This is a genomic window from Sporosarcina oncorhynchi (assembly GCF_033304615.1).
In the GTDB taxonomy this organism is placed as follows: domain Bacteria; phylum Bacillota; class Bacilli; order Bacillales_A; family Planococcaceae; genus Sporosarcina; species Sporosarcina oncorhynchi.
Genome location: NZ_CP129118.1, coordinates 3270946 through 3291147 on the forward strand (window position 1 = coordinate 3270946; position 20202 = coordinate 3291147).

At 40.7% G+C, this 20202-nt stretch carries 24 protein-coding genes; 14 read left to right on the forward strand and 10 right to left on the reverse strand.

Annotated elements, in window-relative coordinates; all coding sequences use genetic code 11:
• Positions 1-193: 193 nt before the first annotated feature.
• The 5 genes from QWT69_RS16200 to QWT69_RS16220 all read left to right on the forward strand — a co-directional run bounded on the left by QWT69_RS16200 (position 194) and on the right by QWT69_RS16220 (position 3094).
• Positions 194-985, forward strand: a complete 792-nt coding sequence (locus tag QWT69_RS16200) for a TspO/MBR family protein (RefSeq protein ID WP_317967421.1) — start codon at positions 194-196, stop codon at positions 983-985.
• Between the two features lie 109 nt (positions 986-1094).
• Positions 1095-1628: a cupin domain-containing protein gene (locus QWT69_RS16205; protein WP_317967423.1), complete on the forward strand. Its 534-nt coding sequence runs from the start codon at positions 1095-1097 to the stop codon at positions 1626-1628.
• A 119-nt stretch (positions 1629-1747) separates the two neighbouring features.
• The gene (locus tag QWT69_RS16210; RefSeq protein ID WP_317967425.1) at positions 1748-2467 is read left to right on the forward strand and encodes a toast rack family protein; all 720 of its coding nucleotides are present in this window, start codon (positions 1748-1750) and stop codon (positions 2465-2467) included.
• Positions 2468-2580: 113 nt separating this feature from the next.
• On the forward strand, positions 2581-2757 hold the full coding sequence (locus tag QWT69_RS16215; protein ID WP_317967427.1) for a hypothetical protein: 177 nt from the start codon (positions 2581-2583) through the stop codon (positions 2755-2757).
• Positions 2708-3094 carry a hypothetical protein gene (locus QWT69_RS16220; protein WP_317967429.1) on the forward strand — a complete coding sequence of 129 codons (387 nt, stop codon included), beginning with the start codon at positions 2708-2710 and terminating at the stop codon, positions 3092-3094. The genes QWT69_RS16215 and QWT69_RS16220 overlap by 50 nt, the downstream gene beginning before the upstream one ends.
• A gap of 73 nt (positions 3095-3167) precedes the next feature.
• Here QWT69_RS16220 and QWT69_RS16225 read toward each other — a convergent pair whose 3' ends face one another.
• Complete coding sequence (locus tag QWT69_RS16225) at positions 3168-4337, reverse strand: MFS transporter (protein WP_317967431.1); 1170 nt, start codon at positions 4335-4337, stop codon at positions 3168-3170.
• Positions 4338-4593: 256 nt separating this feature from the next.
• Between QWT69_RS16225 and QWT69_RS16230 the strand changes: the two genes are divergently transcribed.
• Positions 4594-5787 carry a chromate transporter gene (locus QWT69_RS16230; RefSeq protein WP_317967433.1) on the forward strand — a complete coding sequence of 398 codons (1194 nt, stop codon included), beginning with the start codon at positions 4594-4596 and terminating at the stop codon, positions 5785-5787.
• A gap of 220 nt (positions 5788-6007) precedes the next feature.
• Here the strand turns inward: QWT69_RS16230 and QWT69_RS16235 are convergent, their stop codons facing one another.
• From QWT69_RS16235 to QWT69_RS16265, 7 genes are all read right to left on the reverse strand, one after another.
• Entirely contained in the window at positions 6008-6931 is a 924-nt protein-coding gene (locus tag QWT69_RS16235) for a helix-turn-helix domain-containing protein (RefSeq protein WP_317967435.1), read from the reverse strand.
• 246 nt (positions 6932-7177) lie between these two features.
• The gene (locus QWT69_RS16240) at positions 7178-7690 is read right to left on the reverse strand and encodes a lysozyme inhibitor LprI family protein (protein WP_317967437.1); all 513 of its coding nucleotides are present in this window, start codon (positions 7688-7690) and stop codon (positions 7178-7180) included.
• 45 nt (positions 7691-7735) lie between these two features.
• A complete protein-coding gene (locus tag QWT69_RS16245) occupies positions 7736-7978 on the reverse strand; it encodes a hypothetical protein (protein ID WP_317967439.1) in 243 nt (80 codons plus the stop codon).
• 26 nt (positions 7979-8004) lie between these two features.
• A complete protein-coding gene (locus QWT69_RS16250; RefSeq protein ID WP_317967441.1) occupies positions 8005-8391 on the reverse strand; it encodes a hypothetical protein in 387 nt (128 codons plus the stop codon).
• 66 nt (positions 8392-8457) lie between these two features.
• Complete coding sequence (locus tag QWT69_RS16255) at positions 8458-9489, reverse strand: C45 family autoproteolytic acyltransferase/hydrolase (RefSeq protein ID WP_317967443.1); 1032 nt, start codon at positions 9487-9489, stop codon at positions 8458-8460.
• Positions 9490-10014 (reverse strand): GyrI-like domain-containing protein, encoded by a 525-nt coding sequence (locus QWT69_RS16260; protein ID WP_317967445.1) that lies wholly within the window; start codon positions 10012-10014, stop codon positions 9490-9492.
• Positions 9978-10268, reverse strand: a complete 291-nt coding sequence (locus tag QWT69_RS16265) for a MerR family transcriptional regulator (protein WP_317967447.1) — start codon at positions 10266-10268, stop codon at positions 9978-9980. Before QWT69_RS16265 ends, QWT69_RS16260 begins: the two co-directional genes overlap by 37 nt.
• Positions 10269-10627: 359 nt before the next feature.
• On the opposite strand from QWT69_RS16265, the gene QWT69_RS16270 reads away from it, so the two are divergent.
• The 5 genes from QWT69_RS16270 (at position 10628) to QWT69_RS16290 (ending at position 15005) form a co-directional block, all read left to right on the forward strand.
• Positions 10628-11977, forward strand: coding sequence for a TRAP transporter large permease subunit (locus QWT69_RS16270; RefSeq protein ID WP_317967449.1), 1350 nt, complete (start codon positions 10628-10630; stop codon positions 11975-11977).
• Positions 11978-11995: 18 nt separating this feature from the next.
• Entirely contained in the window at positions 11996-12202 is a 207-nt protein-coding gene (locus tag QWT69_RS16275) for a hypothetical protein (protein ID WP_317967451.1), read from the forward strand.
• Between the two features lie 62 nt (positions 12203-12264).
• Positions 12265-12918, forward strand: a complete 654-nt coding sequence (locus tag QWT69_RS16280) for a FadR/GntR family transcriptional regulator (protein WP_317967453.1) — start codon at positions 12265-12267, stop codon at positions 12916-12918.
• Positions 12919-12925: 7 nt separating this feature from the next.
• Entirely contained in the window at positions 12926-13804 is an 879-nt protein-coding gene (locus QWT69_RS16285) for an HpcH/HpaI aldolase/citrate lyase family protein (RefSeq protein WP_317967455.1), read from the forward strand.
• 1 nt (position 13805) lies between these two features.
• Positions 13806-15005: a CaiB/BaiF CoA transferase family protein gene (locus QWT69_RS16290; protein WP_317967457.1), complete on the forward strand. Its 1200-nt coding sequence runs from the start codon at positions 13806-13808 to the stop codon at positions 15003-15005.
• A 129-nt stretch (positions 15006-15134) separates the two neighbouring features.
• On the opposite strand, the gene QWT69_RS16295 is transcribed toward QWT69_RS16290, so the two are convergent.
• Both QWT69_RS16295 and QWT69_RS16300 read right to left on the reverse strand, forming a co-directional pair.
• Positions 15135-15584, reverse strand: coding sequence for a hypothetical protein (locus QWT69_RS16295; RefSeq protein WP_317967459.1), 450 nt, complete (start codon positions 15582-15584; stop codon positions 15135-15137).
• Between the two features lie 18 nt (positions 15585-15602).
• Positions 15603-16046: an NUDIX hydrolase gene (locus QWT69_RS16300; RefSeq protein WP_317967461.1), complete on the reverse strand. Its 444-nt coding sequence runs from the start codon at positions 16044-16046 to the stop codon at positions 15603-15605.
• Positions 16047-16306: 260 nt separating this feature from the next.
• On the opposite strand from QWT69_RS16300, the gene dcm reads away from it, so the two are divergent.
• From dcm to QWT69_RS16315, 3 genes are all read left to right on the forward strand, one after another.
• Positions 16307-17566, forward strand: a complete 1260-nt coding sequence (gene dcm / locus QWT69_RS16305; protein ID WP_317967463.1) for a DNA (cytosine-5-)-methyltransferase — start codon at positions 16307-16309, stop codon at positions 17564-17566.
• A 62-nt stretch (positions 17567-17628) separates the two neighbouring features.
• Positions 17629-19023: a Sau3AI family type II restriction endonuclease gene (locus QWT69_RS16310; protein ID WP_317967465.1), complete on the forward strand. Its 1395-nt coding sequence runs from the start codon at positions 17629-17631 to the stop codon at positions 19021-19023.
• A gap of 110 nt (positions 19024-19133) precedes the next feature.
• The gene (locus QWT69_RS16315; RefSeq protein ID WP_317967467.1) at positions 19134-19877 is read left to right on the forward strand and encodes a BglII/BstYI family type II restriction endonuclease; all 744 of its coding nucleotides are present in this window, start codon (positions 19134-19136) and stop codon (positions 19875-19877) included.
• Positions 19878-20202: the final 325 nt, after the last annotated feature.

The window sequence follows — 20202 nt, forward strand, 5'->3', positions numbered from 1 at the left end:
ACTAGTATAATCGAAATGAATTACAAGAGCGATTTTCGACTTTCTCATAATCTATCGTCTAGGATTCAGTCACTCCCTTCACAGTCTTCAATTTACACAGAAGCAAATAAATAGAATATGTTTACTCGTTCTCATCTACAGGAATAGTTGTTCTACAGGTTGAATAATGTGGAAGCAGGAATGGAGGGATTCAATGAAACACGATACTAGAAAAACAGCCGTGGATGTATTGATGATTGTTACGTACATCCTCATGATCACGATGAACGCGCTTGCGAACTTGTTGCCGCTTAACGGCCAGAATACCGGTGAAATCTCCGACAATTACGCCAACTTATTTGCACCCGCAGGCTTCACATTCTCTATTTGGAGCGTCATCTATGTCCTATTAGCTTTACATATCCTCTATCAACTTGGACTATTCCGCAGCAACACGAAGTCGAATGACCAACTTCTCACGCAGATCGGCATTTACTTTTCCCTGTCGTCCGTACTAAACGCAATATGGATTATCGCCTGGCATTATGATCAGCTGCTTCTATCCGTCTTTATTATGATTCTCTTGCTAGTTACATTAATTCGTATCAACCAATTAACTGCAACTGCAAAGCTATCACCGAAAGAAAGCTTCTTCATCAAGCTCCCTTTTAGCATCTATTTCGGTTGGATCACCGTTGCAACTATCGCCAACATTACTGCCTATCTCGTTTCCATCGGCTGGGACGGATTCGGCCTATCCAAAGCGACATGGACAATTATCATCCTCATCGTCGGGACAATCATCGGCGTTCTGACAATGCTTACACTCCATAACGCAGCGTACGGACTGGCACTGATCTGGGCATATTATGGAATCTATTCAAAACACACTTCCGTAACCGGCTTCAACAACGAATACCCGGCAATCATAACGACAGTCCTGATCTGCATCGTTGTCTTCGCTGCCACAATGATCTTTGTTCTGCTGCGCCAATCGCGAAAATAGACGAACATCGCTACCCGTATTCACCCGCGTACAAGTCACGACACATTCCCCAAAGTCTATGCATATTCTGTAAAGATTGCCATATATGCAGAGCTGAAAGGATGAATCAATGAGTTCCACGTTCGACTATGAATCATCTAATGCCCAGTTCACATTCGATGTGAACACCAATCCACTTTTTCGAAAAGACAACAAGAACTACATTAACAAATTGAGCGTCGACCAACTGAACACATTAAACAACCTGTCGATGCTCGATATTTTCCTCAGCAAGGACAGCATCATCGAACCACATTATCACCCGAATGCTTCCGAATTAACCTACTGTATTTCCGGCTCCGCCATCATTTCTATAATGAACCCCTTCACAAAGGTGTTCCATCATTATTCCATCACCCCCGGGCAGGTCGTCAATATCCCGCAAGGCTGGTGGCACTACCAGATTGCCTACTCGCCCGACACCCATCTGCAAGGAATCGTTAATACTGGAACCCCGGAAGTCATACTCGGTTCGGACATCTTGACCGCAACACCAGCAGATGTCTTCGCGTACAGTTACGGTCTTGACGTGAACGAGTGGAAAGCTGTCACAGATAACATCAAGCCGTCCACGTTAATCGGCCCTCCGGAATCACATGCCTAACACCCTCTCAGCCCCCAGCCCTATAAGAAATCAACCTAATGGCGAATTGGATTTTTCAGAACTTCCTGTATAGTTAAGTTTATAGAGGAAGTTTAAACCAATCAAAAGGAGAATGGCAGATGAAAACAGTCTTATGGGCGGGGTTAATTGGGGGGTTGCTCGTTATTCTAGGCATTTATGGATACGAGCGTTATATAGTACCACTGCAAGGAAATGAAATGACAATTACGAAGGATAACGCTAAATCACTTGCCGTAAAGGTGGAGTTTGGGGCAGGCATTTTGTCTATCAACGGCGGTGCTAATGACTGGATGGAAGCGAATTTTGATTATAAAAACAAAAAGAATGCCCCTAAAGTGACGAGCAACGTAAAAAAGGGGACTCATTTCATTACCGTAGAACAGAAACCGAAAGTACTCAGCTTCAATCGCAGCAAACTTGAAAGCACGTGGAATATGCAATTCAACAATGATATACCGATTGACCTTGACGTTGACATGGGTGTTTCCGAAGCCAAATTGAATCTGAAAGGGCTCCAACTAAACAAATTGAACATAGAAAGTGGTGTCAGTGATTCAACAATTGATATGAGTGGCGAGTGGAAAAACAGTTTCTCGGCCAATCTCACAATCGGAGTCGGGGACATGACCATTCTTCTTCCCGAACAGACAGGTGTCAAACTGAAGGTCACTGCAGGTCTAGGTCAAGCTGATATGAAAGGATTTACATCACTTGGCAACGGTGTTTATGTGAATGAAATGTATGAAAATGCCGACGTCAAAATCGATATGAAAGTAGATGTCGGGATTGGAAACCTCACTCTAAAACTTGTGGAATAATCGTTTTTTATCGATGAAAAGTTAACGAACGTACATTCCCCTTTTCGTTGGACATTCATTGCAATAGATTATATACTAACGGTAGTAAATAAGATGAAAGAGAGGAGTAAACTGTGGAAGAAAAAATCTTGCATTTGCTTGAAGGAATCGTCGGGGATGTGCAAAGCATCAAAGCTGACTTAGGTAACGTAAAGACGGATGTCGGTACTTTAAAGATGGACGTCGGTACCTTAAAGACAGATGTCGTGTTTAAAGACAGATGTCGGCAGTTTAAAGACAGACGTTGGTAGTTTAAAGACAGATGTCGGCAGCTTAAAGACAGACGTTGGTAGTTTAAAGACAGATGTCGGCAGCTTAACATCAGAAGTGGGCAACTTGAACGTTAAGGTAGATCGACTAGAATCCGAGATGACGGGTGTTAAGATTGAATTGACTGGTGTCAAAGGCGAATTGAATGGAGTGAAATCAGACATGCATGACCGTTTTGACAGAGTGGATCATCTTCTTGGAGGCATCGGAGGTCAGTTTGAACAGCAGACGGATCCTTATATCGTGAAAAAGCGAACTCTAGAGAAGGATATAGTTAACATCAAAACGCGTATTTTCGATCTAGAGTCTACTAAATAATTAAACCACTAATTTCATGAATAACCTAAGTTGCCCGCTAATCTAGTAACCGATTAGCGGACTTTTTTATGTCTTATCGTATACGTACATGTTTCGGACCCTTCCGCACCCAGAAGTACGTCATGACCGAACCTAACACAAGGACGATTGCAGCGAAGTAGAATGGAAAATCCACATCGACGTCGAATAGCTTTCCGCCTATAATCGGTCCAAATACAGTTCCAAGACTCGTGAACATCGAGTTCATCCCACCGACAAAGCCTTGTTCGTTTCCAGCAATTTTTGATAAATGCGATGTTGCCGCAGGACGAATGAGGTCAAAACCGACAAAGACAATCATCGTTACAAATAGTATACTGAAATATGAATTCACAAGTGTCATCATGCCGACCATGACAGATGAAAACACGAGACTCCAAAGAATCAACCTCTTCTCACCCATCCATTTTGTTAACCGATCAAATAGTAACACTTGCGCTACTGCACCAACAATCCCGCTCCCTGTAATGACGATTGCGATATCTGTTGGTGTGAAACCGAATTTATGATCGACGAACAGGCTGAAAACCCCCTCGAACGACGCCAACCCGAATGACAGTACAAAAATGATAACAAAAACAATGAAATACATGGGTGCGAAAATCCGACTCAACCCCGGTTTCTTTGCATCTAGTTCTTCAACGATTTGACGTGCAGGTTCTTTTAACATAATCCACGAGAAAATCGCTGCGAACAATGCAAGACCCGCCGCAAAGAAAAACGGTACCCTTGTACCATAGCTTGCTAAAAAACCACCGATTCCAGGTCCGATAATGAAACCTGTCGAGATCGCTGCAGACATATAGCCGAGCGCTTTTGAACGGGTTTCATTCGTCGTAATATCAGCAATGAAAGCTGTAACAGCAGGCATAATGAAAGCCGCACTGATACCGCCGAGAACCCTAGAAGCGAATAGTTCAGGAACACCTTCACCAATCGCAAACAGCAATTCTGATGCACTGAAGATGAACAAACCAATGACAATCATAATTTTCCGGCCAATCTTATCAATTAACCGACCCGTAATCGGGGACACAATAAGCTGGGCAACTGCAAAAACCGCAACCATATAGCCGACGACTTCTCCTGAAATGTGCAGTTCGTTCATCAATGTCGGCAATACGGGAATGACAAGTCCAATTCCTAGAAATGCAATAAATAAATTAGTGAGCAATAGCACTAATGTAAGTGTTTGTTTACCCATAGCAATCTCCTACTGAAGCAATTTCCTTCTTTTAATTATTGGACAATCATAGCAAGGCATTCTTTAACTATCAAGGTGGGAGAATCGCCCGTATTCATATATGTGTATGGGATTTGAACAAATCCTTTGAAAAGACTGGATATCCGTTAATCTGCATTGTAAAGGTTTTGTAAATTCATGCAAAAATAACTCTACTTATAGTATGTTAAGAACCAACATACATACATTTTAGATTACTTTTCAAGAGGTGTGGCTAATGAAAAGAACGACAGAAAAACACGGTGCTAGCGCATTGCTAGAAATCCTGTTCACGTCCACAAAGCTCGGGTTGACATCATTTGGCGGACCTATTGCGCATTTAGGCTATTTCCATGAGGAATATGTAAGACGAAGAAAGTGGATGACGGAAAAAAACTATGCGGACCTTGTCGCCTTATCTCAATTCCTTCCTGGCCCTGCGAGTAGCCAAGTCGGTATCGGAGTCGGTGTCATGCGCGCAGGTGTACTTGGTGGTATCGTTTCGTTCATCGGATTCACGTTACCATCTGTCATAACCCTCATTCTTTTCGCTTTACTCATCACCCATTTTGACTTGGGCGACGCGGGGTGGATTCATGGACTTAAACTGGTCGCAGTCGCGGTCGTTGCACATGCCATAATCGGTATGGCCAAAAACCTGACGCCAGATAATAGACGGAAAGCCATTGCGTTATTCGCACTCATCGGTACATTGCTGTTCCAATCGGCTTTCACACAAGTCGGCGTCATACTCGTCGCGGCCTTCATTGGATTTCTATTATATAAGCATCAAGAAATGGACGATGATATGGATGCAGGCTTCCCTATCTCAAAAAAAATTGCGGCATTTTGTCTGCTTTTATTTTTCACATTACTATTCGCATTGCCGATTATCCGCGAATGGACCGGTTCTTATTGGATCGCCCTGTTCGATAGTTTCTACAGATCAGGTGCTCTTGTGTTCGGTGGGGGCCACGTCGTCTTGCCGTTGCTTGAACAAGAATTCGTACCGACGGGATTCATTAACGAGGAATCGTTCTTAGCTGGTTATGGGGCGACACAAGCAGTTCCAGGTCCCTTATTCACATTTGCGGCGTATTTAGGAACCGTTATGAAAGGTTGGACAGGTGGTCTTTTCGCTACTTTCGCCATCTTCTTACCTGCTTTCCTACTCATTCTAGGTGCCTTGCCGTTTTGGGATAGCTTGCGTAAAAACCCGAACATTAAAGGCGCTATTATGGGTGTCAATGCAGCTGTTGTCGGCATTCTAATTTCCGCTTTCTATTTACCAATCTGGACAAGCTCCATTTTCGAGCCCGTGGATTTTGCGATTGTTGCAATTCTATTCAGCATGCTTGCCTATTGGAAGCTTCCGCCTTGGATTGTCGTTGTTACCGGCGCATTAGCTGGATTGGTTTTAGGAATGGTGTAATGTGAAAAGCAGAGTCCATGTAAGCGGACTCTGCTTTTTCTACTTATAATGTCTCCATGAAAACCGTCACAATGATTCCTAATATCATCCCTACAACGAACGTCGCCGTGAATAAAATAGTCCGTTTCAACACCTCATCCTCTCGATACATTGTTCCTTTAATGTATTACGGAGAGGGACAAGATATGTCGCTTACCGACTCGACTTTAGTTTCTATTCTTCATTTCCCAGCTAGCAATTCCTGAATCCAACCGGATAATGTTTCCTTATCGACAAACGGTGCCAATTGTGAAATGATTTCCGGATTAAGCTTCCCAATTTCCTTTGCACTTACAAGTTTTTTAAGATTGTCACGACCCATAAAAGGTGCAAGTGAAACAAGATAGTTCGAATCCAATTCGCCATCCACCACTTGTTCCACCAAGCGGTTCAGCATGTCCCTACTACAAAACGGCGCCAAACTGACAACGATGTCCCACTGCAGATTTTCGTGTATCACTTTCTCAATCAGTTGATCTACACGCTCCCGTCCTATAAAAGGAGCCAAAGAACGCACAGCTTTTATATCCACATCACCTATAGTTAACTTGTCCATTAACTGATTTAGTACATCTCTTCCTAAGAAAGGTGCTAAGCGGCGAATTGTTTTCACATCATAATCCTCTTCCATTGCCTGTAGAACCAACCCATCCAGTAGCTCAGTTTCCAAAAACGGTGCTAGTTTTACGAGTAAATCGGATTTAAACAAATGCTGATCGACTCGCTCCGTCACTTCCGATAATTCACTTGCCTTCAGTAAAGGTGCCACCTCGACCAGTCCATCCAAATCCGCTTCCCCCCTATTAATCATGTCGGCAACGACTTCTCGGCGCCCCTGCGTGAAACTGGTCATCATCCCGCCAAGATTATGCACGTATGTCGGACTATCGTTTGTATCTCCTGCATTCATCAACTCATCCACTGACACACCAAATAATTGACCAACGTTTACTAACGTTCCAATATCAGGAAGAGACTCTCCCCGTTCCCACTTCGACACCGCCTGATGACTCACATTTAACCGGTCTGCAACTTCCATCTGTGTCATATCTTGCTCTTTTCGTAACTTTGAAATATAACTTCCAATCTTTCGCATATCCAACATCCCCAAAAACCTCCCAATAATTTTCAGCGCGCACTGTTAGCTTTAGCCTAGCATATAGTTTCCGGATAGCGTATCAACTGTTGGTTGAATCAAGGATTCTACTGGGCATAGAATTTTCAAAAAACCATTCTTCTCATTGGGAACTGGCATATTTAAACGGAAATACCCCATCCTATCTAAACTGCTAACAATAAGATGGGGTATTTCTTATTACTATTTTTAAAAGCCTGCGTGCTTACTCCAAGATTATTCCATATATTCCACCACTACCTCATAGCATCTGTCTTTCGTCAGTGTCGCTTGGGTAGCTACGTACTCAAGCGGCTCCATTGAACCGCCTTGAAATTTTAACGAAGCCTCTTTAGCGGTTACGTCTCTCGCCTCTAGCCAGTCCAGTTGCTCGATCCTTAACTTCTCCATCTCGTCCGTAGTGAGCTGAGTTTTCAGCACTTCATAAATTTCATTTAGCGCCTCATCCCATCTCTTTAATCTCGCCTCTTCTTGTTGGATCATATCCACCGTTGTCGTTTTAGCTTCTTCTTTCTTATCCGCTTCTTCCATGGCATTTAGCTTATCGAGGTAATCTTCTTTGCTAGTCGCTGGACTAATCTCCTCGTTTTGCACTTCCGTACTTTCATCCGTAACATTTTCTGTTACCTGTCCATCCCCGTTTTCTTCTTTTGGTGATTCGTCAACTGCAGGAACTGTACAAGCAGCCAACAGCATGGCTGAAAGCGTTAGTACCAGTATGCTTTTCATGAGACACTACCTTTCGATTACAGCTAAGTTTGGATGAACAGGTGCTTAACGCACACCAACCAACGTCACATACACAATTACCGGCAATGCGCTCACAATTCCGAGCATGACGAGCACCTTCCCTTTCGAAAAACGTCTTGCTCCATTGAACAGATTGACGCCCATAAGTGCCAGGATAAGAGGTATGAATGCTTTATTGAATCCTGCTGGAATGGCTAAAGCGAGGATGCCGATAATCGTCGCAAAATGAATGATGCGTTGAGCACGCGTTCGTTTTTCATTTTTCATTGTACGTCTTCCCTACTTTCACCTTGTCAGCCCTCTAACATTTCCATATATCGGATTTCCTTACCGTTCACTATCGCAATGTAAAGAGGCGTATCTGTCCGGTATATTTTCGTGCCTACTGGTAACTTATTCGATGTACCATTTTCAAATTCCTGTGCACTGTTGGTTTGCTTTGTAATTTCACCGACTTCTTCACCTAGCGTATACGCCAATTCTTGTACCCATTCCACGTCTTCCATATTCGAATGGACGATACCATTCAATAAAAAAATGTCGGCATTCTCGTATTTCAAATAATCTTTCGGAGTAGGATTGCCAATTGCCTGCGGTTCGGATGGAGCCACCGGATTGGTACACGCCGCCAACAATACGAGCACAGTCAAAACAGATGATAGAAATAGATTCCTCTTCATGTCAGCATTGCCTCCTCTATCTAGTTACGAAAATTATACTATAACCGCTAGATGTTGTTTGACTTTTTAATCTTCATTTAAAATCATCCCACTTAGAAAGTCAGGGAACTCTGCCTCACCCTTCAAATACTCTTTAAGAGATAATGGAATGGGCTCACAATTCCCGCCAATTCCTATAAGCAAGGATAGATCATTTGGTGAATAAACAACCGTGTGTAACGTGCCAAAGTAGTTCTTATAATCCTGATAAAACAAAGGTGAGTCGGTATCATTGAAGTGTTCGTAGGCCGAGAACGCCGTCATATCTTTATTCAATAAACTACTCACATGCAGCATTCGTTTCTTCGAACTCTCAATTACGTCTCTGTTCATCCCCATCAATTCTGCTGAACCAAAATGATTTGTACAGATTAGTGGATTCTTCACCTTGACGAATACCTGTTCAGGAGATGCTTCTACGAGAACCGCTCTCCCGCTCGAATCCGCCATTGAGTAGTTATAACAATAACCATGCGGAATCGACTTGATCAGACTCGTAGCCTCCTCCACATTCGCACAGTTGTCTAGCAGCATCCTTACAATCGTCGTCGCCATGAACCCCTCACTTCGATGATCACTATTCACAAAGTGGAGACCGACGACAAGGCCTTTCTCATTCATCCCGTCCAGCCTACCGATCACCTGTTGACTAAACCCGACACTGCTATAACCATCTTGCGGCTGCGTGAAAACAAGTCTCGCATCATACAACTCCGGACTAAAATCATAATTACGCACATAATAGCCATTTTGCACGAATGCTGTGCAGCCCATCGAAGGAAATGCCAGATTAAATCCGCTATATAATCGAACGGCTTCATCGGGATCCATCTCCACACTTTCGGCTATGCCTTCTAATTCGTTCAACAGAGTAGGTGAAAAACGTTTCAATGAAAACTTGGCTGTTTCACTATTGACATCAACCGCCATTTCACGGAGTTGCTCAAGCTGGTTAGATAAATGACTGTCCCGTATTTCTCTTCCTTGCTTCACCCCGATAGAGTAGGCGTCTCCCTTTAAATCTACAACCTTTACGAACAACTCCTTATATCGATTCATTTACCATTCTCCCCTCTCCGTCATTTCTATGACCGGCAACAGCAGATCGACAGTTGCCAAATTGGCTCCCCGATACCACTCCAGCAATGGGCCAAACGGTTGCCATCCATGGTCTTCGGCATACTTTAATAACTTTTCATACCCAGACCGAATATCATCGAAAGAACCCGTAAATGGCATTGCAATATACATCGCAGGCGCCACTTTTTCGATACGAGCATTCCCTGTAAGCCCTCTAAAATCCGCATCTACCCGAACACCAAAACCAATACTTGCTTCAATCAAATCTGAACCCGACTCGTATTTCAAATAACTATTTTGAATCATAACCTTATGCTTCTTCAATTCCGCTACTCTTTCCATGAAGTGCTCACGAAACTGCCCGATGCCTGAAGTCGCTCGAAACCAGATAACCGATTCTTTAGCTTTCTCTATCAAATATATCTTGTCATCAAGTGAGTCACTTTCCAAATAACGCAAACTTGCAGCTAATACGTCCTGTTCATTTTGATCGTCCGAATCCACTCACTCATCATCTGTTGTCGCTCTATTTCACTCGCTTCATTTACATATCGTTTAATGTCCGTAATCGCTATATCTGCCATCCGCAAACTCGCTATCAACCGGACAATTTCAACTTGCCCCTCCTCATACAACCGATACCCACTCGCATTTCTCTTCACAGCGCCCAATAAACCTTCCGATTCATAATACCGAATCGCACTCTTCGCAATGCCAACCCTTTCCGAAAACGCCTGTATCGTCAAGAACTGCTCCACACTGAACACCCCCTAGTTCTGATAGTACACCTTGAAGTTACTTGAAGGTCAAGGGGGAGATAGAATATGAGATATTTGATTGACAGTGCATTAGCTGCATGAAAAGATTGAAGGAGAAGTTACATAGGATATATCTGTAACTTGCAGTAATCGATTTTCACAGATTCTAATTGAGGGTTTTTCTGCCCAATAGTTTGTCTACGTTAAACAATCTATTAAATAATTTTTTAGCCAAATAAACCCAGTGATTTTACCATATACAATATTTTTGAACAATTTAGTATTGACTTATACATTCACACAAAATATAATACAATCTAACTGGTCCTACCAGTATACCAGTCAAAAGGGGGAGCGTTATGGGAATAGCAACGATAGCTTTAATAGTTTATGTACTGCTTATTATTGCCTGGGTGGTAATAGTAAAACGAAATATTGGAGAAGCAATGATTGTAGGCTTTATTGTAACCGCTTTATTTGGGGGAAAAGAAGTATTCACATTGATAAAAGATGGATTCATTTTCGGTGCCACACATGAGGTCCTGTTTGCTGCAATGTCCTTCGTTTTTATGGCATTTTTGATTGAACAAACAGGATTGATTGAGAAGCTCATTAATATACTAAACTCAGTATTTGGTAAATTACCTGGCGGAGCAGCTTATGTTGACACGATCGCATCAGCAATCTTCGGTACTATTTCCGGCTCGGGCTCCGGTAATACTGCAACTGTAGGTGCTATTACAATTCCTTGGATGAACAAGTCCGGTTGGACAAAAGAACAGTCTGCTACAATTGCAGCCGGGAATGCCGGAATGGGTATATCCTTTCCACCTAACGGCTCAATGTTCATCTTGTTGGGAGCAGCTTCAATAAGTGCTGTAGTCACAGAAGGTCAATTATATGTAGCATTATTTATAGCAGGATTTTATACATTAATTTATCGTTTAATCGTCATTTTTTGGTTTGTTAAAAGAAGTAAGATAAAAAAAGTTGAAAGGGCAGGTCAAGATTCCTTTATTGGTTCCTTAAAAAAAGGATGGACCTCTTTAATCATCTTCTTGGGCATCTTGATTCCCGTCATGGTCACAATTGGTCCTGTCTCTGAATTTATTGAGGGAACAATCATTAGTAAAGAAGCTTTAAAATCCATTTCAATTATCGTCTGGGTCCCAATGATTATTACGTTGATTACAATTATTGTTGGATGGAAGTCAATTCCGAAACAACCAAAAGCTTTTATGAGCTTCTTGGAAAAGTCTATCCCAAGTTTTGGTTTAATCGGAGTAATCCTTTTGTTCTCATTTTCTGCGAGTGATGTGTTAAAAAGGATAGGATTAGCTGATGAGCTCGGAACAATGATGGGCTCATTAGATTTATCGCCAGGATTAATGGCGCTAATTGTTGGGTTGTTAATTGTCATAGTAGCAACTCCACTAACTGCTACAGCTACAGTAACTGCCATAGGTACAGTTGCTTTCACTGCATTAGTCTCATCAGGGATTGACCCGGTAGTAGCGGCTGTTGTCGTATTAGTATTCGCTTCAACAGAAGGGGCTTCTCCTCCAGGTGGTGCACCGATCTTTATAGCAAGTGGAATTTCAGGTGCTGATCCAGTAAAAACATTCGTGCCCCTGATTGTATACTATGTTATTCCGATTGCATTCATTGCATGGTTATTGGCTGTTGGTTGGTTACCACTATTCACTTAATCTGATAGGAGGAGTCTTATGAAAACAGTATTCAACATTTCTTTAATCATATTTATCAGCGTTGGCCTACTCATGGTAATAGGACAAATGGTTGGCTTACTCTTCATGAATTCAGAGGTTGTGTTAAAAAGTAAAGACCTCTTAGAATTTCCGGCGTATCTATTTAGTTCCATAGCAGCAATTTTAGGATTTATTTTGCTATATCGTAAGGACAAAACAGCTTAAGAAATTCATACAGTCGATCAATTTGCTATACTTATATTAAAAATAGCAATGGAGCGAACGATATGAAAATCGAATACACAAGGCTTTATGAACAAGTTATCAAGATTTTTAAAGGTAAAATCGAATCCGAAGAATATAAATTAAATGAAAAACTCCCTTCTGAGAGGGCGTTAATTCAAGAACTCGGCATCTCGCGAGGAACACTCCGGGATGCACTTAGAATTTTAGAATCGCAAGGTATTATCGAAACGATACCAGGTGGGGGAAGAATTCTACGAAAGCAAATTTCTAATTTAAGTCTCACTGAAAGAAACTTTTTAACCGACATGAAGAAAGCGGAAATAGTGGATTTAATTGAAGCTAGACAAATAGTAGAATTGGGCATCATCGATATTATTTGTAGAAATGACAATTCAGAAGAGTTGAGAGCGTTAAGAAAGGATCTCATCTTAATGGCCCAGAAGAAAAAAGAATATGATTTTCACTTGTCATTAGCCAGAATTACAAAAAATATGGCTTTGATCTCTTTTATCGAATTAAATATTGACTTAATTAATGAAGCTAGAGAACATAGCTTCAGCAAAGAACAGTTTTCGTCTAAAGTTAACGAAGAGCATTTACGAATTATAGACGCTCTTATCGATAAGGACTGTGAACTTGCTAAAAACAACTTGAGAACACATTTCGAGAACATTAAATACAGAATAGAAAAGTAGGGATTTTATGGAACAAAGACTTTATCGCTCTAGATTAGTCCTACCAGTAAATGAACCTAAATTTATAGAGAAAGCACATACAAGAAATGCCGACTTGTATGTACTGGACTTGGAAGATAGCATTCCTTCTTCCAATAAAGCAACGGCTAGAGACTTAGTTAAAAAGTCAGTCGATATGCTGAAGACAAAAGAGTTGGTCGTATATGTGCGCGTCAATAACGATCAAAACTTGGAAGAAGACCTGCTTGCAGTGTCGAAATCAACTGCCAATGGAATTGTACTTCCAAAGGTTGAAAGTGCAGAAGAACTACTAAAAGTATTGAGTTTTCTCCAAAAACACATGGATCCTGAGCAATATGCAACATTCAACATCAGCATTTTAATAGAAAGCATTAAAGGCTATACCAATTTAGAAGAAATTCTTAGTTGTTCGTCCAAGATCGATACAGCTTCGTACGGAATGGAAGACTTAACTAGTGAGTTCAATTTTATTTATAGCCCTGAAACCGAAAAGTACTTAGATTACTTGCGTATTAAACTAATTATGCTATCGAAATTAAATGGAATAAAACCAATGGGATTAGTTGGTTCCATTACAAACTTCAAAGACTTGGTGGCATTCAGAAAAAGTGCCGAGAAAGCATACGAGATTGGGTATGAAGGGAGCAGTTGTATACACCCTGCCCAAGTAGCTATATTAAACGAATCATTTGCGCCATCAAAGGAATCTTTAATTCGTATGCAAGAACTTGTCGCTGTATTTGAAGAGGCAATTCAAAATGGAAGAGCCTCTACGACATTCGAAGGAAAGATGATTGATTATCCACACTATGAAGCCTCGAAGAAAACACTGATACAATACGGTTTTAGTGAAGGGAGCAAATAAGATGAGTGAACTTTTACCGTTGAAAGATTTAAAGATCGTTGACATCTCTACCATGTTAGCTGCTCCTTGGGTAAGCACACATCTTGCGGATTTCGGAGCGGAAGTTCTAAAAATTGAACATCCAGTTTTCGGGGATCATGCAAGAAGATATGGCGCTCAAAAAGGTGGACAATCCGTTTTTTGGAAGAGTTTGAATCGAAATAAAAAATCAATCACTCTTAACCTGAGTAAAACTGAAGGTCAAGATATTCTAAAAGAAATTTTAAAAGACTCCGATGTTTTAATTGAAAACTTCCGACCTGGAACACTAGAAAAGTGGAATTTATCTTGGGAGGAATTAGAGAAAATAAACCCTGATTTAATCTTATTGCGAGTTTCAGGCTTCGGACAAGAAGGTCCATACTCCAATCGCAGAGGATTTGGAACTGTAGCAGAAGGGATGAGCGGGTTTACATCAATCAATGGCGAGTCAACTGGTCCACCCATTTTACCAGGGATCCCTTTAGCCGATGGGCTTAGTGGGATAGCTGGCGCTCTGATGATTATGATTGCAACCTATTCCAAACAGAATAACGGAACAAGGGGCCAAGTAATTGATCTATCCTTATATGAACCCTTAATGAGACTATTAGAGCCTCATCTACTGGCTTACGATCAATTAGGAGTCGTTGCCCAACGAGTCGGAAATGGGAGTTCACAAACTGCGCCAAGAAATTCCTATTTAACAAGAGACGATAATTGGGTTGCATTATCAGCAAGTGCGCAATCCATATTTGAAAACTTGTGTCGCGCCATTGATAGAGAAGACTTACTACAAAACGAAAAGTTTAGTACGAACAAAAATAGATTGAAGCATGTAAAAGAGCTAGACAAAATCATCTCTGAATGGATTGGCGAAAGAGATTTGACAGATGTCGTGAATATTCTAAATGATAGTGGTGCAGTCGTTGGCCCGATGTATGACGTGGCTCAAATTTACTCAGATCCACATTATCAATTTAGAGAATCCTTTATTAAGGTTGAAGACGATGAGTTTGGTGAAATGAATATGCCGAACGTGTTGGCCAAGCTTTCAAAAACACCCGGTAAGGTTAATTCATTAGGCCCCAAGTTTTCCGAACATACAATAGAATATCTTTCTGAACATCTTCATCTCAGCAAAAATGAAATTGAAGAATTGAAGAAAGACGGAATTATTTAACAAAATTCAAGGCTAGTATCCCCTTCAATCGATTGAAGGGGGTACTTTTCGATTCAGTTCAGTTATTTAATATGGCTTTATGTGTGTAGAAAAGAAATAGCCAGCCGGCAATAAATGAATAATTGCAAGCTAACCATGTGCTTTACTTCTCCCTATTTCGTTTTTCATCAAAAACCCTAGCGTGAATGTGATTAGCATGAAGATATACGCATTGAATATAATCGTCGTCCCATTACTCATGAATGGCAACAGCCTAGCTGCACCGAAAACAAACGCGAGCATATAGTGCTGCGATAACAATGCCAATTCCATACTCCTTGATGCACTATCCAGCACAATAAATTGCCAAACGAACAAGATGAAAGAAATAAGCCATGCTACATTTCCTAGCAAGAAACTTTTCCAGGCTGCCATATTCAACTTAGAAAATCGGAAACCGACGTAGAACCAGAATACGAGGAATACCAACTGCGCGAAAAAAGGCGATAACGGTATCATTAAATTATTTACTAGAAATCCGTAAGCTAAAGGAATTAATATCAACACAATATAAAATATGTAACTTTTTTTGCTGTTCATGAAATCACCTCTCCTTTCCTAGATTCGGCATGTAGCACGAAAACACCTCACATCTTCCGCTCTTCGAATATAATCCTTCAAATACTCCGCAGCCTCAGGATGAGCATACACCTCTTCAGACGTCATCCAAAACACAGCCGCCACCTCATCAGCACTGACTGCGTAAGGCTCACCACTGAATTCCTCGCATAAAAAGATCACATTCACAACCGGCTCCCCCTGGTCCGTCACGAAGCTTGTACTATGCACATAACGCGGGCGCCCCTCAATGACTAGTCCCACTTCCTCCGCCACTTCCCGCACAATCGTATGCTCTAAAATATCTGGTGAAGCCCCTTCCAACTCAACTTTTCCACCAACTAACCCAATCCCACCAGGCGCGTGTTCTTCCTTCTCGCTTCGTTTGCAAAGTAAATAGCGGCCATCTTTGTATAGGGCTGCTTCAGTGTTAACGATGAACATTTTAATCACTCCAAACTTACTTCTTTGTAATCTATCTTCCCGATTAATCAGGGAATGTCCTGCCTTATGATAAGAGATTAAGAAAAGCAGAGCTCCAAGAAAATCAGCTCCGCTTCTTGGCAGATGATACAATGAATCCCGCGAACTAGAAAAATTTCCAATACGCAAATGAAAAATAAGTTCATTTCAGCAAACTTTGATCTTGATCTTTTTGTCGGAATAGGTTATAATGGAGAAAAGGACCGAAAGGGTGTTCGAAAATGTCTGACAGCAATACTTTAAAGGTCATTGAATTATTCGCTGGCGTTGGTGGTTTTCGCCGAGGATTGGAGAAAGCTAATTCAAGTCTTTTCGACGTCGTTTGGGGTAACCAATGGGAGCCTTCCAGAAAGGCTCAAGATGCTTTTGATTGTTATGCACGAAACTTTCATAGTGGAATTCACAGTAATGAAGATATCGCAACTGTAACCAATGATACATTCCAAGAACTAGCCCCGGATATGGTAGTAGGAGGATTTCCATGCCAAGATTACTCCGTTGCTCGAACTCTTTCAGGAGAACAAGGGATTCGAGGAAAAAAAGGGGTACTATTCTGGGAAATTAAAAGAGTTATCGAAAGCGCACATCCAAAGTATGTATTACTGGAGAATGTCGATAGATTGCTCAAATCACCTTCTTCTCAAAGAGGTCGGGATTTCGCTGTCATGTTGGCAACTTTCCGTGATTTAGATTATAGCGTGGAGTGGCGTGTAATCAACGCTGCCGAATATGGTTTTGCACAAAGAAGAAGAAGAGTTTTTATCTTTGCATATAAAAATGGGATTCCTTTCGAAGACACTCAACGGGAACTAGAAGACAGCAATATTGTTTTTGAAGAGGGATTCTTTGCAAAGTCATTCCCAGTAAATAAGGAACCCTACAAAAACCGAGTTGACACAGATGTACTTCCCGAAGATATTGTTGATATTTCGGACAGTTATTCACTGAACTTCCATACTGCAGGTATCATGAGAAATGGAGGAATATACACCGCCCATGTTGATCCCGTATTGGAGAAACCCATCCCACTGAAAGATATACTCATAGACGAGAACCAAGTTGAGGACAAATTCTATCTTTCCCCTGAAGAAGAAGAAAAGTTCCGTTATCTAAGAGGGCCAAAGAAAATTGAGCGGACAACTGCGGACGGGCATAAATATAGCTTCTCCGAAGGCGGTATGTCTCCAATGGATGAACTGGACAAGCCTGGCCGGACTATGCTGACTAGTGAAGGATCCATCAATAGAAGTACCCACATAGTCGAAGTGAATGGGCGAAAACGTTTTTTGACGCCTTTGGAATGTGAAAGATTGAACGGTTTCCCCGATCATTGGACAGCTGGAATGTCCAATCGAATGAGATATTTCTGTATGGGAAATGCACTTGTAGTTGGGCTTATTGAAATTATGGGCAAACGTATTGAAGAGATTGAAAAAGAAAGCCGTCCTACTGATATTCAATTGGAACTAACTTTAAGCTGATACTTAGGTATCGGCTTTTTTTGTGTTAGAATATTGGAAACGATTGGTAGGGGGGATGTCTTTTGCATTATAAAAGTGAAGAAGAGTTAATGTATAAGGCTCGGCAGGCAGAAGGAAGAACATTCGGTGATATTGACCAAAGCGGCAGAATAGAAAATGAAAGATCCAAGGGTCAATTAGGTCAGATAATCGAAGAAAGCTTTTTCGGCTATCAAGTGAACTCCATTAGTGAGCCGGATTTTGCACATCTTGGAATTGAATTGAAGGTAACACCTGTCAAAGAGAATAAAAACGGCACTCTCTCAGCAAAAGAAAGATTGGTTCTCAATATCATCAATTATATGTCTGAAGCGAATACCACATTTGACACATCAAGTTTCTGGAATAAAAACAAGGAAATCCTATTGATGTTTTATAAATGGCTTCCTGAAGTAAAAAGAGCAGATTACAGGATTATCAAGTCCCATCTACATAAATTCACCGAAGAAGATTTGGAGATTATCAAACAAGATTGGCAGTTAATCAATAATAAAATCAAGGCAGGTCTTGCTCATGAGCTTTCTGAGGCAGATACAAATTACCTTGCAGCAAGTACGAAGGGTGCAAATAAGAACTCATTAAGAGCACAACCATTCAACAACGTTTCTGCTATGCAACGAGCATACTCACTTAAGCAAAGCTATATGACTGTTCTAATTAGAAAAATCATTTCCCAGGATGACTTAGTAAGAATCACATCCCCTGCGGAACTCAAAAAGAAGACCTTATTGGAAATCCTCAATGAAAAATTTCAACCATTCATAGGAAAGTCGTTGGATGAAATTTCTGCAATAGCCGGAATAGAGGTGAACCATAAATCGAAAAGCTTCCTTCAACTCTTTATTAGCAATCTATTGGGAATCAAGGGTACAAGACTTGAACAAATTGACGAATTTGCGAAGGCTAATATTCAGTTGAAGACAGTTAGACTTGAACCAAACGGAATTCCAAAAGAACATATGTCATTTAGAAATATCGACTTTGTCGAATGGGCAAATGAAAACTGGGAAGACAGCTGGCTGAATGAATACTTTTCGGAAACAAAACTACTGTTTATTGTTTTTAAATACAAAGAGACAGCAAAGGAAAACCCAAATAGGAAACTGTTTTTCCAAGGAATAACTCTGTGGAACATGCCTATGTCTGAAATCGAAGGCAGATTAAAAGATTTCTTTTCCCATGTACAGGATTTGATTCAGGAAGGGATTGAACTTATGCCTGTGCGACAAAAGACAAGAACTATCGTCAATAATAACCTTCCGAAGCCGAAATTTAATGGGTTATGCCACATACGTCCGAAAGGCAAAGATGGTAGTGATCAGGTTCCGTTACCAGACGGACGGATGATTACTAAGCAGGCGTTTTGGTTGGATAAGGAAGTAGTTGGACAAATCATCAAACAGCCGGGAAAAGATTAAATATCCGGTACATCAAGGTCATTATTCAGTATCTAACATCAGCTTTTTGTCGAAAATTACTTTCCGTTAGTAATATATAATTACCTACTAGAAAGAAGGCAAAATATTTCATGGAATTTGAAGCTTATTCACACCGAAATGGATTACTAGTAATGGCACATGACACAGATTGTCTTCCATTGTGGAACGAAATAAAAGATATCATAGACAATATTACCGAAAAAGATATTATTAATCTTCATTTTACTAGTTATATCAATAAGCAAAAGAGTATTTCTATGGCATTAAATGTTCTACTTAAACAACGCTTCATGGCAAATAGGTGGTTGAAGGAACCTTATATCTTTAATGACAGTAGGTATAAGAATAAAAACTGGAGACTGGACTTTGCTAAAGAACCTATATCAGTAGAAGTTGCATTTAATCACTCTGGGAGTGCGGCATGGAATCTTATGAAACCTGTTATTGCCAGTGAACTAAACCATGTACAAAAAGCAGTTCAGTCTAAAATAGGAGTAATAATTTGCGCTATGGATGAAATGCGAAGTGTTGGTGGCTTTGACAATGCAGTGGGTACATATGAAAAATATATTGATTATCTAAAACCATTAAGGGTTCAGCTTACAACTCCTCTAGTCATTATAGGGCTAAAAAAGCCAACAAGTTTTGAGATAAAAACATTTAAAGTATCGTCCAATAAAACTTTAGGTAAAATATTTCTCCTCCCACGGAATGTTGAACTTAAAAGAATAACAATAAACGGTAAATATCTTGTGAAAAACAATTATAGTTCTTATCAAGGTTCACTAACACCGGTACTATCCATGCGAATGAAATATAAAAGATTACTTTAAGAATCACTTAAGGTAATAGGATGGTAAGAGTGACCGAACTGGTTTAGACACCAGCAGCCAAGCAAAAAAGGAAAGGACAATCCTTCTATGCAAGTTCGAAAATGTTAATTGAACAAATTCACTTCAATCAGGAGTTTTCTTGTATAAAGTCAGCATCAGTATATCCCACCTCCAATTGGTTTCCTTAACCGAAAACAGGAATGAAGTGTTACGCTATGTACGCTATGATACGGGATTCTACGCCGATGGCCGAGATGAAATCCACGGAGCACTAGTGCGCGTCTGTGGATTTTTTGTATATTTCAGAACGATACAGATGATTTAT

Bases quoted from the DNA above. Each gene is read 5' to 3' on its own strand.
- QWT69_RS16210 (WP_317967425.1), top strand. From the start codon at position 1,748: ATGAAAACAGTCTTATGGGCGGGGTTAATTGGGGGGTTGCTCGTTATT.
- QWT69_RS16205 (WP_317967423.1), top strand. From the start codon at position 1,095: ATGAGTTCCACGTTCGACTATGAATCATCTAATGCCCAGTTCACATTC.
- QWT69_RS16235 (WP_317967435.1), bottom strand. From the start codon at position 6,931: ATGTTGGATATGCGAAAGATTGGAAGTTATATTTCAAAGTTACGAAAA.
- QWT69_RS16300 (WP_317967461.1), bottom strand. From the start codon at position 16,046: ATGTTCATCGTTAACACTGAAGCAGCCCTATACAAAGATGGCCGCTAT.
- QWT69_RS16245 (WP_317967439.1), bottom strand. From the start codon at position 7,978: ATGAAAAATGAAAAACGAACGCGTGCTCAACGCATCATTCATTTTGCG.
- QWT69_RS16275 (WP_317967451.1), top strand. From the start codon at position 11,996: ATGAAAACAGTATTCAACATTTCTTTAATCATATTTATCAGCGTTGGC.
- QWT69_RS16270 (WP_317967449.1), top strand. From the start codon at position 10,628: ATGGGAATAGCAACGATAGCTTTAATAGTTTATGTACTGCTTATTATT.
- QWT69_RS16250 (WP_317967441.1), bottom strand. From the start codon at position 8,391: ATGAAGAGGAATCTATTTCTATCATCTGTTTTGACTGTGCTCGTATTG.
- QWT69_RS16280 (WP_317967453.1), top strand. From the start codon at position 12,265: ATGAAAATCGAATACACAAGGCTTTATGAACAAGTTATCAAGATTTTT.
- QWT69_RS16315 (WP_317967467.1), top strand. From the start codon at position 19,134: ATGGAATTTGAAGCTTATTCACACCGAAATGGATTACTAGTAATGGCA.
- QWT69_RS16255 (WP_317967443.1), bottom strand. From the start codon at position 9,489: ATGAATCGATATAAGGAGTTGTTCGTAAAGGTTGTAGATTTAAAGGGA.
- dcm (WP_317967463.1), top strand. From the start codon at position 16,307: ATGTCTGACAGCAATACTTTAAAGGTCATTGAATTATTCGCTGGCGTT.
- QWT69_RS16240 (WP_317967437.1), bottom strand. From the start codon at position 7,690: ATGAAAAGCATACTGGTACTAACGCTTTCAGCCATGCTGTTGGCTGCT.
- QWT69_RS16220 (WP_317967429.1), top strand. From the start codon at position 2,708: ATGTCGTGTTTAAAGACAGATGTCGGCAGTTTAAAGACAGACGTTGGT.
- QWT69_RS16225 (WP_317967431.1), bottom strand. From the start codon at position 4,337: ATGGGTAAACAAACACTTACATTAGTGCTATTGCTCACTAATTTATTT.
- QWT69_RS16290 (WP_317967457.1), top strand. From the start codon at position 13,806: ATGAGTGAACTTTTACCGTTGAAAGATTTAAAGATCGTTGACATCTCT.
- QWT69_RS16230 (WP_317967433.1), top strand. From the start codon at position 4,594: ATGAAAAGAACGACAGAAAAACACGGTGCTAGCGCATTGCTAGAAATC.
- QWT69_RS16285 (WP_317967455.1), top strand. From the start codon at position 12,926: ATGGAACAAAGACTTTATCGCTCTAGATTAGTCCTACCAGTAAATGAA.
- QWT69_RS16295 (WP_317967459.1), bottom strand. From the start codon at position 15,584: ATGAACAGCAAAAAAAGTTACATATTTTATATTGTGTTGATATTAATT.
- QWT69_RS16200 (WP_317967421.1), top strand. From the start codon at position 194: ATGAAACACGATACTAGAAAAACAGCCGTGGATGTATTGATGATTGTT.